Annotated in this window: 7 protein-coding genes; 5 read left to right on the top strand and 2 right to left on the bottom strand. The window is 44.6% G+C overall.

Going from position 1 to position 13,967, the window contains the following annotated elements:
- Nucleotides 1-21: 21 nt before the first annotated feature.
- From FJD32_RS10150 to rhlP, 5 genes are all read left to right on the top strand, one after another.
- Entirely contained in the window at nt 22-2,340 is a 2,319-nt protein-coding gene (locus tag FJD32_RS10150; RefSeq protein WP_140907051.1) for an MMPL family transporter, read from the top strand.
- Between the two features lie 265 nt (nt 2,341-2,605).
- Nucleotides 2,606-7,450 carry an NAD-glutamate dehydrogenase gene (locus tag FJD32_RS10155; protein WP_037419313.1) on the top strand — a complete coding sequence of 1,615 codons (4,845 nt, stop codon included), beginning with the start codon at nt 2,606-2,608 and terminating at the stop codon, nt 7,448-7,450.
- 62 nt (nt 7,451-7,512) lie between these two features.
- Nucleotides 7,513-8,532, top strand: a complete 1,020-nt coding sequence (gene pyrD, locus FJD32_RS10160) for a quinone-dependent dihydroorotate dehydrogenase (protein ID WP_037419316.1) — start codon at nt 7,513-7,515, stop codon at nt 8,530-8,532.
- Nucleotides 8,533-8,732: 200 nt separating this feature from the next.
- Nucleotides 8,733-9,266, top strand: coding sequence for a cell division protein ZapC (locus FJD32_RS10165; protein WP_037419319.1), 534 nt, complete (start codon nt 8,733-8,735; stop codon nt 9,264-9,266).
- 214 nt (nt 9,267-9,480) lie between these two features.
- Nucleotides 9,481-10,329, top strand: coding sequence for a rhombotarget lipoprotein (gene rhlP / locus FJD32_RS10170; RefSeq protein WP_037418083.1), 849 nt, complete (start codon nt 9,481-9,483; stop codon nt 10,327-10,329).
- A gap of 654 nt (nt 10,330-10,983) precedes the next feature.
- On the opposite strand, the gene FJD32_RS10175 is transcribed toward rhlP, so the two are convergent.
- Both FJD32_RS10175 and FJD32_RS10180 read right to left on the bottom strand, forming a co-directional pair.
- A complete protein-coding gene (locus FJD32_RS10175) occupies nt 10,984-11,916 on the bottom strand; it encodes a GGDEF domain-containing protein (protein ID WP_037426460.1) in 933 nt (310 codons plus the stop codon).
- Between the two features lie 199 nt (nt 11,917-12,115).
- Nucleotides 12,116-13,906, bottom strand: coding sequence for a DUF3413 domain-containing protein (locus FJD32_RS10180; RefSeq protein WP_037426457.1), 1,791 nt, complete (start codon nt 13,904-13,906; stop codon nt 12,116-12,118).
- Nucleotides 13,907-13,967 lie beyond the last annotated feature (61 nt).

Here is a 13,967-nt window from a genome sequence, read left to right on the forward strand (position 1 = left end):
AACAATAACAGGGCCGATAAGATGTTAGAAAAACTGGTCAACGGATTTGAGTCATTTTTATTCCGCAACCGCGCTTGGGTGGTGAGCATTTTTATTTTGCTGACGTTTTTTTTGGGCTACCAGGCAAGCCAATTAAAAATGGATGCGGCATTCATTAAAAATATTCCGCTCAATCATAGCTATATGCAAACCTACCTCAAACACCAAAAAGATTTTGGTGGCGCCAATAGTATTATGGTGGCGGTGGAAGACACCAGCGGCAATATTTTTAACCCTAACTTTTTTGATACCCTTAAAAATGTCCATGATCAGCTATTTTTTATTCCCGGTGTTGACCGCTCGCAGGTGAAGTCCTTGTTTTCACCTTCGACTCGTTTTACTGAGGTTGTCGAAGATGGTTTTGCTGGCGGCCCTGTGATCCCCGCCGATTTTACGACCACTGAAGCGGGTTTGAATACGGTGCGCGATAACATCGAAAAAGCAGGCATTGTAGGACGTTTGATTGCCAATGATTATAGTGCTGCTATGGTGTCGGCCCAGTTGATGGACTTTGATCCACAAACGGGTAAACCCTTAGATACCATCGCCTTTGCCGCTCAATTGGAGAAGGAGCTTCGCGGCAAGTATGAAACCGACAAGGTGAAAATCCATATCATTGGTTTTGCCAAGATGGCGGGTGACGTGGCCGATGGTGCCAAAGGCGTATTGCTGTTCTTCGTGATTGCCATTTTTATCACCGCTGTAATGGTCTATCTGTTTTCTAAATCGATTATTCTGACAATATTCCCTCTCGTCTGTAGCTTAACTGCGGTGATCTGGCAGCTCGGTTTATTAACGGTAATTGGTTTCGGTCTCGATCCGATGTCGATTCTGGTGCCATTTCTGGTGTTTGCGATTGGTGTTAGTCACGGTGTACAGATTATTAACGCGGTAAGACGTCGGGTAATGGATGGACAAACGACCAAGGCGGCCTCGGCTTCGGCGTTTCGTAGCTTACTCGTCCCCGGTGGCGTAGCATTACTGTCTGATACAGTGGGTTTTATTACGTTACTCTCTATTGATATTGGTATTATTAGAGAGCTAGCGATTTCGGCATCCTTAGGTGTCGGTGTGATTATTTTCACTAACCTTATCCTGTTACCGCTAGTGATTTCCTTTACTGAGCTCAAAGTTGCGCCACAAGGTGCTGCGCCATCATCGGATGAAGTGCGTGCCGAGGCGATTTGGCGCTACCTAGCAAAATTTGCTACGCCTAAATATGCGATGGTAGTGATAGTGGCAACGATAGCCTTGTATTTTTTGGGGCTGCAACAGGCAAACCAGATGAAAATTGGTGATCTACAAGGCGGCGCGCCTGCTCTGCACCAAGATTCACGTTATAACCTAGATACTTTCTTTATTACCGACCACTTCTCTATCACCACGGATGTAATGACTGTGATAGTTGAAGCTACTCCAGAAGCCTGTACCTATCACGATGTATTGACCCAGATTGATGAGTTTGAGTGGTTGATACGTAATACTCCTGGCGTTGAGTCAACCGTTAGCTTGGCATCCGTGGCGAAAAAGGTAAACGCAGGTTTTAACGAAGGCAATCCAAGATGGGAAGTGTTGCCGCGTACAGCGGCGAGTTTAGTGCAAGCGATTGGTCAAATTCCTACGACGTCAGGCTTGTTAAATGGTGATTGCTCGGTGATGCCAGTGTATTTATTTATGCAGGATCATAAAGCGGAAACCATTGAGACTGTGGTTGCCAAGGTGAAAGCGGTCGCGGCCAAAATGAATAATGATAAGCTGCAATTTAAGCTAGCCTCTGGCCCCGTGGGAGTGATGGCCGCAACCAATGAAGCCGTTGCTGAAGCCCAATTACCTATGATGATCTATGTGTATGGCGCAGTATTTGTACTTTGCCTTATCAGCTTTAAGTCATTTAAGGCAACGGTAGCGGTGATTATTCCACTTTATGTGGTCTCAACACTGGCGCAAGCGTTGATGACTCAGCTCAATATTGGCTTAGCTGTTAGTACCTTACCCGTTATCGCCCTTGGTGTTGGCATCGGGGTCGACTATGGTATCTATATCCTGTCGACCATGTCGTCCAAGTTGTCGAATGGGATGCCAGTTCAACAAGCCTACTATGAAGCCTTAGTCGAGCGGGGCAGTGCAGTGATATTCACCGGCTTAACCTTGGCGATTGGGGTAAGCACTTGGTTTTTCTCGGCGCTAAAGTTCCAAATGGATATGGGGATCCTGCTTACTTTCATGTTTGTGGTAAATATGTTGGGGGCAATAATTATCTTGCCAGCGTTGTCGGCAGTGTTTTGGCGACAAGCTAAGTAGTATCAATGAATGGGGAGTTTAACTCCCCATTTTCTTTTGCATAGATAGTCTGTTTTTACGATTGTTTGGTCATTTTGTGTGCTTTAATCGCGTGGCGACTGGATTTCAAGAGGATGTACCACTAAAATTTTCCTCGAAATACAGAGGATTTAGTAATAAACTTCGCGCGACGATCTAGATCACACTCGCTTTTCTCAGATTGTTAAGCCGAAGCATCCAAATAATGAAAAAAAGCGCTGCCATAGACGCTTAAGGAAACAGCAACATGGCCTTGAAAGATGCAATGCCTTCAGTACTACTTGAAAATGTAGTCAGTTTAATTCACGCTAAAGTCCCTAATTCACAAGCCAAGCAAGTTGAACAGTTCGCGACCTGCCTTTATGCCCACATGTCGAAAGACGACCTCAATGCGCGTAATGACAGCGATCTGTACGGTGCCGTTCTCAGTTTATGGAATGCACTGAATAAAACCCCGAAAGGGGAAACTCACCTCAGAGTATTCAACCCAAGTCAGTCTAAACACGGCTGGCAATCGACCCATTCGATCATTGAAGTCATCCAACCTGATATGCCATTCTTGGTTGATTCTGTTGGTATGGCATTGAATCGCATGGGTATTACGGCCCATATGATGTTACACACTCCGCTGGCGATTGAGCGTTCAGCGCAAGAAGTAACTAAAGTAACTTACTTGAAGCAAAGCCCTGACAGCACTGAGCAGGTGGCGGTTTTCCTGATTGAAATCGATCGTCAAAACAGTAGCGCGGATATCAAAGCCCTTGAGCGTGAAATCCAATCAGTGCTTGGCGATGTCGCCGCATCAGTTAATGACTGGGAAGCCATGTCAGCTAAGCTGAGTGAGACTATTAAAGACCTGCCTAAGCGTCCATTCCCCGGTGAGAAGCAAGAGTTAGAAGAAGCGATTAACTTCCTAACTTATCTTAATAATCATCATTTTACCTTACTGGGCTACCGTCAATACGATTTAAAACGTGTTGAAGGGGATGTTGAGTTGGTGCCGAATATGGCCTCGAGTTTAGGCTTAATGAACAAGCACCATAAGGCTCAACCAGAGCAAGGTTTGTTACTATCAAGTTTTTCTGATAGTGCGCGTAAAGAAGCCTTAGATCACAGTTTGTTGATCCTGACTAAGAGCAGCGCCAAGAGCCGTGTGCACCGTCCAGCCTATGTTGACTATATCGGTATCAAACGCTTCGACAAAAAAGGCAATGTGGTTGGTGAAGACAGATTCATCGGTTTATACGCTTCAAACGTGTATAACCGCAGCCCACGTGAGATCCCGCTGCTGAACGAAAAAGTTCAACGTGTATTAGATCGCTCAGGTTTAACGCCACGTTCTCACGATTATAAGGCCCTACTGAACATTCTCGAAAACTTACCGCGCGATGAGCTAATTCAAGCCAATGTGGAAGATTTAGCACACACAGCGCACGGTGTGCTCGAGATGCAAGACAGGGATAAACTGAAACTCTTTGTTCGTAAAGATGGTTTCGGGCGTTTCTTATCCTGTTTAGTGTATGTTTCTAAAGATCGTTACAACACTAAACTTCGCCAAGATACCCAGCGTATTCTGGCCCAGCATTTCAACAGCAAAGAAGATGTAGAGTTTACGACATATTTCTCCGAGTCAACCCTGGCCCGTACTCACTACATTGTCAAAGTTGATAACAATAATATGGATGTAGATGTGGCTGCCATAGAGAACAATTTAATTGAAGCGGCACGTTCTTGGGAAGATAAGTTAAATACTGCGCTAAATAACGCCTTAGGTGAAGAAGCCGGTACTCATCTGATGAAGCGTTACGCTAACGCCTTCGAACAAAGCTATAAAGAAGATGTATTGCCAAGCTCGGCCGTTGTGGATATGCAACAGCTTGAAGCGCTAGATGACGAACACAAGTTAGGCATGTTGTTCTATCAACCGCAGGAAGCTGCGCTGAACGACAACAAAGTGCGTTTAAAACTGTTCCATAAAGATGAACCAATCCATCTTTCTGACGTACTGCCAATGCTGGAAAACTTTGGTCTGCGCGTGATCAACGAGCGCCCTTATGAAGTGACGACCTCAGACGGTTCAACCTTCTGGATCTTAGACTTCTTAATGACGGTCAAAGTCGCCAATACTGACAATATCGCCGATAGCCAAGACAGATTCCAAACGGCACTGTCTCAAGTGTGGCAAAAGAAATTAGAAGATGACGGTTTTAACCGTATCATTCTGGCGTCAGGTTTAACGGGCCGTGAAGTATCCGTACTGCGTGCTTACGCTAAATACATGCGTCAAATCGATGCGACATTCAGCCAAGCCTATATTGAAGAAACCTTCGGTCGTTATCCACAAATCGCTGATTTGTTGGTAAAAATGTTTATCCGTAAGTTCAATCCAAAACTGAAAACCCGCACATTGGGCAAGTTTATGGAGCAGATCAACCTACGTTTAGACGAAGTATCAAGCTTAGATGATGACCGTATTATCCGTCGTTACCTCGATCTGATTAACGCTACGCTGCGGACAAACTTCTATCAATTAGATGCTAAGGGTGAACCGAAGAGCTATATCTCCTTCAAGTTTATGCCTTCGATGATCCCTGAAATGCCACGCCCGCTACCGAAATTCGAAATTTTCGTTTATTCGCCACGGGTTGAAGGTGTGCATTTACGCGGTGGTAAAGTGGCTCGTGGTGGTTTGCGTTGGTCTGACCGTCGTGAAGACTTCCGTACCGAAGTGCTTGGCTTAGTGAAAGCACAGCAAGTGAAAAACACCGTTATTGTCCCTGTGGGGGCAAAAGGTGGTTTCGTTTGTAAGCAGCTGCCAACTGAAGGGGGCCGTGAGGCATTCTTCACTGAAGGCCAAGAGTGCTACCGCATCTTTATTCGTGCACTGCTCGATATTACTGACAACATCGTTAACGGTGAAATCGTACATCCAGTAGATGTGGTGCGTCATGATGAGGATGATCCATACCTCGTTGTGGCTGCGGATAAAGGCACTGCGACTTTCTCTGATATCGCTAACGCTATTTCCCAAGAATACAATTTCTGGTTAGGTGATGCGTTCGCATCGGGTGGTAGTAACGGTTACGACCATAAGAAAATGGGTATCACGGCTAAAGGTGGCTGGGAATCTGTTAAGCGCCATTTCCGCGAAGTGGGTATCGATTGCCAAACTACCGACTTTACCTGTTTAGGTATCGGCGATATGGCGGGTGACGTATTTGGTAACGGTATGTTGTTGTCTAAGCACACAAAACTTGTGGCCGCATTCAACCATATGCATATCTTTATCGATCCAAATCCAGATGCTGCCGCCAGTTATGAAGAGCGTGCCCGTTTGTTCGCACTACCACGTTCAAGCTGGGAAGACTACAACAGCAAACTGATCTCTAAAGGTGGCGGCATCTTCCTGCGTTCATCTAAGTCGATTCCATTATCTGCTGAAATGAAGCAAATGCTGGAAACTGAAAAGGCGTCGATGACACCAACCGAGTTGATGAAAGAGCTGCTGAAAATGCCAGTCGATCTGATTTGGAACGGTGGCATCGGTACTTACGTTAAGTCTTCCCGCGAAACCAATGCTGAAGTCGGCGACCGCGCTAACGATGCACTGCGCGTCAATGGTCGTGAACTGCGCGCCAAGATCGTGGGCGAGGGTGGTAACTTAGGTTGTACCCAATTAGGTCGTATTGAGTACGCGGCCAACGGTGGTCGTATCAACACTGACTTCGTGGATAACGTAGGTGGTGTAGATTGTTCTGACAACGAAGTAAACATCAAGATTCTGTTAAACGCGTTAGTGGCTGAGGGTGAATTGACACTCAAGCAACGTAACCGTTTACTGGAAGAGATGACCGAAGAAGTGGGTCAAATTGTTCTACAAGACTGTAAAGACCAAACTCGCACGATTTCGGTGACTCAAGTCCGTGGTGCAGAACAACTAAAAGAGCAAATTCGCTTTATCCAGTATCTGGAGAAAGAAGGCAAGTTAGACCGTGCGTTAGAATTCTTACCTTCGGAAGAAGAACTGGCAGAACGTCTAGCTAATGGCCGTGCATTAACGCGTCCAGAGCTATCAGTGCTGGTGGCTTACGCTAAGATGGTGCTGAAAGAGCAGTTACTCACCCCTGAAATCACTGAAGATACATTGTTGAGCCAATTGTTGATTGCATACTTCCCGAAAAAACTTCAGGAACTGTACAGTCATAAAATGGTTACGCACCCATTGCGCGGTGAAATCATTGCTACATCGTTGGCCAACGAGTTGGTCAACGACATGGGGCTGAACTTTGTTCAACGTATGCAAGATGAGACAGGTGCCTCAGTTGCCGATGCGGCGATTTGTTACACTATGGCTCGCGAAGTCTTTGGTTTAGCTGAACTAACTAAATCAATCACTGACTTAAACGGTATTGTACCTGCTGTGGTTCAAGGTGAAATGTTGCACCAGTTACGTCGTAATATGCGTCGTGCATGCCGCTGGTTCCTGCGTCACCGTAATCGTAGTTGGAGCATTGAGCAAACTGTTGCCTTCTTCAAACCTGTATTTGAACAACTCAAAGCGAATGTTCATTCATACTTAGTCGAAGAAGAAGCGGCAGGTATCCAAGCTGAGATCAATGCTCTGATTAAAGAGAATGTGCCTCAGGATGTTGCCTCTACCGTTGCTAATATGAGCACACTGTTCTCTACACTTGATATTGCGCAAATTGCGCAGACAGAAGAGAAGACAGTTGCGCTTGTTGCCGAGACTTATTTCAAACTCGGTGCCCGTGTTGAGCTGCACTGGTTCCTAGAACAGATCAGTGCGCAACCAGTTACTAACCATTGGCAAGCACTGGCCCGTGCAGCCTTTAGGGAAGAGCTGGATTGGCAGCAACGTGCGTTGACGTCAGTGGTTTTAAGAACGTGCAGTGCAACCTGTAACGCACAGAGCGTGATTTCCCAGTGGATTGATACTAATCAAGCCTTACTGGAAAGATGGTTCCATATGCTAGCTGACTTTAAAACGTCGCAAAGCCATGAGTTTGCTAAGTTCTCTGTCGCCCTACGTGAACTTAACCTTCTGATCCTTCACTGCGAAGGGCAAAAGTAAACTTTTATAACAATCAGAAGCCCTGGCGATCGCCGGGGCTTTTTTTAGGTCGAGGAAAGTACATGTTTTATAAAATCGCACAGAAAGTCATGTTTCAGATGGATCCTGAGCGAGCGCATAATTTAGCCATTGGTAGCCTGAGACTGACAGGTAATAGCCCTCTGAATGCTTTTTATGCTCAGCATATTGCTCCTGCGCCAGTGAGTTTTATGGGGCTGACGTTTCCAAATCCTGTGGGTTTAGCCGCAGGTATGGATAAAGATGGTGAGTCGATCGATGCTTTTCATGCGATGGGATTTGGTCATGTGGAAGTGGGAACTGTTACTCCAAGACCACAACCCGGTAATGATTTACCCCGTTTATTTAGATTAAAACCCGCCAAGGCGATTATCAATCGCATGGGCTTTAATAACAAAGGTGTCGATAATCTGGTCAAAAATTTGATCGCAAAGAAAACCGATATCATGGTTGGGGTCAATATAGGTAAAAATAAAGACACGCCAGTAGAGCAGGGGAAAGACGATTATTTGATCTGCATGGATAAAGTTTATCCTTATGCCGCCTATATTGCGGTGAATATTTCATCACCCAATACGCCAGGATTACGATCGTTACAATATGGCGATCTATTAGATGAATTATTAAGCGCATTAAAAACCAAGCAACTTGAGCTAGCAGAGAAGCATAAAAAATATGTACCAATAGCCCTTAAAATTGCTCCCGATTTAACCACAGAAGAAATTGAAAATATTGCTCAAGCATTAATTAAAAATCAGTTTGACGGTGCAATTGCGACCAATACAACCTTAACTCGTGACGGTGTTAGCGGGCTTACCAATGCTAATGAAAGCGGTGGTTTAAGCGGTAAACCTTTAACAGAACTGTCAACAAAAGTGATTAAACAATTGGCGACTTCTTTACAGGGAAAACTCCCAATTATTGGTGTGGGCGGGATTAATAGTGCTGAAGATGCCTTAGCAAAATTTGATGCCGGTGCGACAATGGTTCAGATTTACTCTGGTTTTATTTATCAAGGTCCAAAGTTAATTAAAGAGATAGTTGAAGCTTATCGCTTAAAATAATGATCTTTACATCTCACTAAGGATCTAAAACAAGATCTTTTATCATAACCGCGATCTAAAACGATCATCAGATCGCGGTTATGATCTCTAAATAGATCTTCTAAGTAATTGTTAATTAATTTGTATTTTATTATTTTTATTTTGATATTGCATAAAATATCTACTATGATGTGGCAGTGTTCAAATAGTAGGTAAACGTTATGTTATTATTGCCACAAAAGGATTGGCACTGGAAATATAACGATTCGTATGGTGTATTAGGCGTTTCGTTAGGTTCCGAGATAGAATTTCTGACGGCTTATAAAGCGAAATCATTAATTCCTGATGCCTTATCAAGCATGGAATTTAATATCGCGCACGCCAAATTCTATATGAGCTTACTCGACAAGTTGCCAAAAAACTTATCTCTAACCGATGCCGCAATAGTGCAAATTGCCCTTAATGCGACAGCGGCCCATTTTATGCTGACTCCCCAAATGCCTAAATCTTGGTTTTTTGATACCAGCGATGTATGCGTTTACAGTGATGTCGGTAAAGTCTTTGAGCTTAAATGCCAAAAACAACGTGCATTAGTGTTAGTCGTCGAAAACACCTTACAATCGGCGTTAGTGATGTTGCTATCACCTGAATGTGTGTTATCCGGTGCTAAAACTATGGTGCAGTTCGAAACTATTAAAGTAATGCATAATCGTTTACACCCACTTCGCGCACAGCGGCATGTGGTTGCAGCATAATCATTATGATTAGTTTGTGATGTTATTTATGTCGTTATCAAAGCCAAAGCCGCATTTCGATGCGGCTTGGTTGTTTCTAAGCCTCTAAAAAGCCAAACAAAAGCGCGATATGTGAAGTTAACGGCTTGTTTTTACAGCAGTGACTCGCTAAGGTAGCGGCAATATGCACGGGTTGCATGGGCCTGTGTGCAGTAAGGATACGGTAGGGAAACAGATGAAAACAAAATTCATTGCGCTTGTAGGCGCGCTGGCATCGATTAGCATCTTGCTTAGTGGTTGCAGTGCTTTTTTTAACGGTAACACCACCGAAAAAAACGTGGTTTCCAGCAGTCTGGTTGAATATCTCTATCCCGACGATAAACAGCGTGAGGCACAGCAGCCCAGTATTCCCGTGTTACGTCTTCCCATCACGGTCGGCATCGCCTTTTTACCTTCCACCCATTGGCAATCCGAAGCCCTCGATAGCAGCTCACAAATCGCCTTGCTGGATAAAGTGAAACAGTCTTTTGTGAAATACGACTTTATTGACCGTATCGAATTAATTCCCAGCACTTACCTTAAAAATGGCAAAGGTTTTAGCACCTTGCAGCAGGTTGCCCGCTTACACGATGTCGATGTGATGGCACTGGTGTCTTACGATCAACTGTTACAAAGCAGCGAGAATAAGGCTTCACTGCTGTATTGGACCATAGTCGGCATGTATATGGTGCCCGGCAATGAAAACGCGATCCAAACCTTTGTCGATACCGCTGTATTTGATATGCGTAGCCAAAAAATGCTGTTTAGGGCGCCCGGCATCAACCAACTTACCGACACTTCAACCGCGGTGAGCGTCACCAACGTGTTACGTGAAAAATCCGCCGAAGGCTTTGATCTAGCGGTAAACGATATGATCACTAATTTAGACGCCGAATTAGCCCGCTTTAAAACCCGCGTGAAAGAAGAACATATTGCGACCATAGAACATAAACAAGGTTATAGCGGCGGTGGCAGTTTATCCCTATTAATCCTTTCGCTACTGGGCATATTTGCACTTCGCCGTATAACCATATGCCGAGAATAGTTGAGTTGATTGGTTTGGGCCTATTTACTGAGATAGGGAAGGTGAGATAGTGAAGGTTAGTTAGGATGATATTTATGCCGTTAAGAGCACTGCTTTATTGATGGCAATCTTAACTAACCATTACACGGTTAATCCCGTTAAAGGCTTTTGCCCCAAGTAAGATAAGTCTGTCGTCAGGTGTGTAGGATGAATTGTCATTGTTTCCCCTGTGACAGGCCGCCATTTTATTTCACAAGAAGCATCCCTGAGGGCTCGACGGCGGCATCCATGCCGCCAACGGTCACAGTTGCAACAATGCCAATCTTAACGACCATTGAACTGTTCATCTGGCTAAAAGCTTTTGACCCATTATGTGTTTCGGGTCGTTAGCTCAACCGAAAATTCCCACACCTGCTACCATACATATTCTTATCTATTTGCCTATGTTTGGCCTTACCAGAAATCGACATAACAATGTATGGGTATATGGGCTATCCAGTACACCTGACGACAAATTTGTCTTGAATTGAGGAATAAACTGTTAAGCCGCGAAACCATTCTATTGGACTATAAAGCAGGCTCAATGGCGATAAAAACTGCCTTACTGGCTAAAAATGCTTATCCGATCTTGAGTCTTAAGCTGAATTTAAATGGCTAAACTTTCTTTGAGCTGGTTTATTCCGCATCACAGACTCGATTTCTGCCTGTGCGTTTCGCTCGCATCATAGCCTGATCGGCATTATTGAATAGAGTCTCCAAGAGTGCTTGTGCTTCATCGGGATGATTGATTTGAGGCAAGATCAAGGATGATATGCCGAAGCTTGCAGTGCAATGAATGGTGTGTCCATCAAGGTAAAGTGGCTGTGTATCAAATCCATGGCGAATAGACTCTGCAATTTGCCATGCTTGTTCATGTTGGGTGTTGGGTAAAATCAGCCCAAATTCTTCGCCACCTAAACGAGCAAGAATATCATTTGTTCTCAGTTTAGTTTGCGTCAGCTGTGCGATATGGATAAGGGCTGCATCGCCTGTAGCATGTCCCCATTGATCATTGACGCGCTTAAAATGGTCAATATCAAACATAATAAACGCTAGCGCTTGGCCTGAATGATGTGCTGTAGGGTGCCCAAAATGGAAAAAGGCGCGGCGATTGTAGAGTTTTGTGAGTTCGTCGGTATTGGCAAGGCGTTCTGCGATGAACTTAGCTTCGATTAATGCCTGTTCCATGTGTTTACGTTCAGTGATATCAGTGGCGATTTCTATCCGAACTAGGCGGCCATCGGTCCAACGAATCGCTTGATCTCGACACTGGTACCAACGCTTATTTTGTGTATTTTGAAACTCCCATACATGTACACCAGTGGCGTCGCCCTCGGGACCAATCAGTTTGTGGTTGGTGCAAAAAGCACAGGGACTATTTTGGCCTGCTTGGAGGAGTTGATAGCACTTTTTACCGGCGGGTTTGCCCCAAATGGCCGTTCCATAATCGTTTAAATACAGTAGCTCATAGTTGTGTAAATCAGAAACGTAGACCAGCGCATCTAGGCTGTTGAGGATAGTATGAATGGCGTCAAAGGCTTGATTCTGATCGTTTTTAATAAGAGTCATGGAATGAAATCAGCCAAATAAAAATATCATTTATGAGTCATATAGTTATTTTAGCATTTAATGGACTAACTGTCTGATATTAGTTTAGTAATGGTGTGATTAATGTGATCAAGTTGTTGGCTTTTCAACACGCTACTCGCAATGAAATTGTTAAAACAAAAAGCCCTAAGTGATTTAGGGCTTTGAGGTAAAATACTTTTTAGTGATTGTAAAGGCGCCTGCCTTCGCGCATCACTTGAATAAGCTCAGGTGCGCTCATCTTTTTGTACAGTCTGTGCTCAAAGTTTTCATCGTAAATGCGGTATTTGCCATGGCGGTCGATGACGGTGATTTCCGACTGTTGGTAAATGGCAAAAATGCGACTGTCACCGATGTAAATCCAGGTTTCTTGGCTTGGTTGCAACAGGCTACGGCCCGCACTGTAGTCTGTGGGGTTATTGGTACAGCCTAAGACATGGGTCATTAAAGTGGGAACGATACCATAGTGGCTAGTGCGATAGTTAACCGTGCTAGCTCCTACATTTGGCCAGTGGATAACCAGTGGGACTCTAACGCTATCTGGTGACAAATTACGCAGCGCTTCGTCACTATTGCTGGTAAACATTTTGCCGTTGACGCCGGTGATCACCACTAAGGTATCGCTAGGTAATTGACTTACAATCGATTGAATTTGCTTATCAATAAAATTCAATGATTGGCGATATTGGTTAAATAATACCTTTTGCGCGGGTTGTAAATTCGCATCGGCTTTGACAGTTTCGATACCGAGGAAGCCTACCGGTGTATCAAAATTCTCGGGTGCTTTAAGGTTTACTAGAGCAAACCAAGGACGTTGTTGCACGCTTTGCCACTGTGTAAAGTGGCCAACACTAAGAATATCCGCCTCGGCACTGCCATTGGTTTCTTTGGCAATGACGGGGGTAAAGTCATTAAACATGGCCTGGGCTGCACGCAAATTCAGATTGGTTTCTGGGATAAACAAGCCTAGTTCATAACCTTCCTGCTTAAAGCTGCGGGTGATGATTGGACTTGTAGTATTGAAGATGCGTGCATCGCCATAGCTGCCTTGTAAACCATAAAGTAGGGAGAACATGCCCGTCTTAAATTGATTGCCGCCACTGTAGTGGTGAGTAAAATTCTGATTCTGCTCGGTGTATTGATGCAAAAACGGCATGGTCTTGGTGTCCACCATATCGGCACGTAAGCTGTCGATGGTTAGCATTAATACGTTTGGTTTATTATCCGCTTGGCATTGCAGTGGCTGGATAGGATAGCTGAGCACATTAGTGGCATGATTTGCGTCATCATCGATTTGGGATGAACCGTCAATGCCGTGGCTTTCCATAAAGCTACGAGCCGTTGCGGGGTACGACAGCGGATACGTGTCATCGAAACGGGTGATTTCGGTGATATCAGCGGCATCGGCCCAAATATGGATCAAATGGCTGCTAACAAAGCATACTCCAACAAAGGCTATGACTTTATTGCCAAGATTGAGTTTTTGGATTTTTTCAATCCGTTTCCACAGGAAGTTCGCCGCCGTTAGCTCAATCACCAAAATGGCGATGGGCGTGACGATATAAGACGTACCGTGGAGTAGGGCGCTCAAATCGGCCCAGGCTAAATCAAAGGCGAAGGGACTTAAGTGCATGCCGTAATCGGCATAAACAATCGTGTCATACAATAAAATACACAGGCTTAAGGTCGCAATAACGGCCGCTAAGCCTCTGAGTATCTTGGAGTAAGGTAAGATTAACGTCAGTGGGAATAGGCAGATCAAGTAGGCGATAAAAGCAAGAAAACTGAACTGGCCAATGGTGCTGACGGCGAGATAGCCCCAGCCAAACCAGGTTTCGGGATAACCCACACTACTTAAATAGCGTGTGCCGACGATCATAGCCAATAGGCCATTAAAGAAGGCGAACCAATGTCCCCAGTTGATAAGTCGCGATACGCGATCGCGGCTCATTTGTTTTTTTCGCTCGACCATAGTGATCCGCTTATTCCTAAAAGGCGTTGTATCTTATGCTGTTTTAATCATTGTTACTCGA

The organism is Shewanella sp. LC6, assembly GCF_006385735.2.
Taxonomy (GTDB): domain Bacteria; phylum Pseudomonadota; class Gammaproteobacteria; order Enterobacterales; family Shewanellaceae; genus Shewanella; species Shewanella xiamenensis.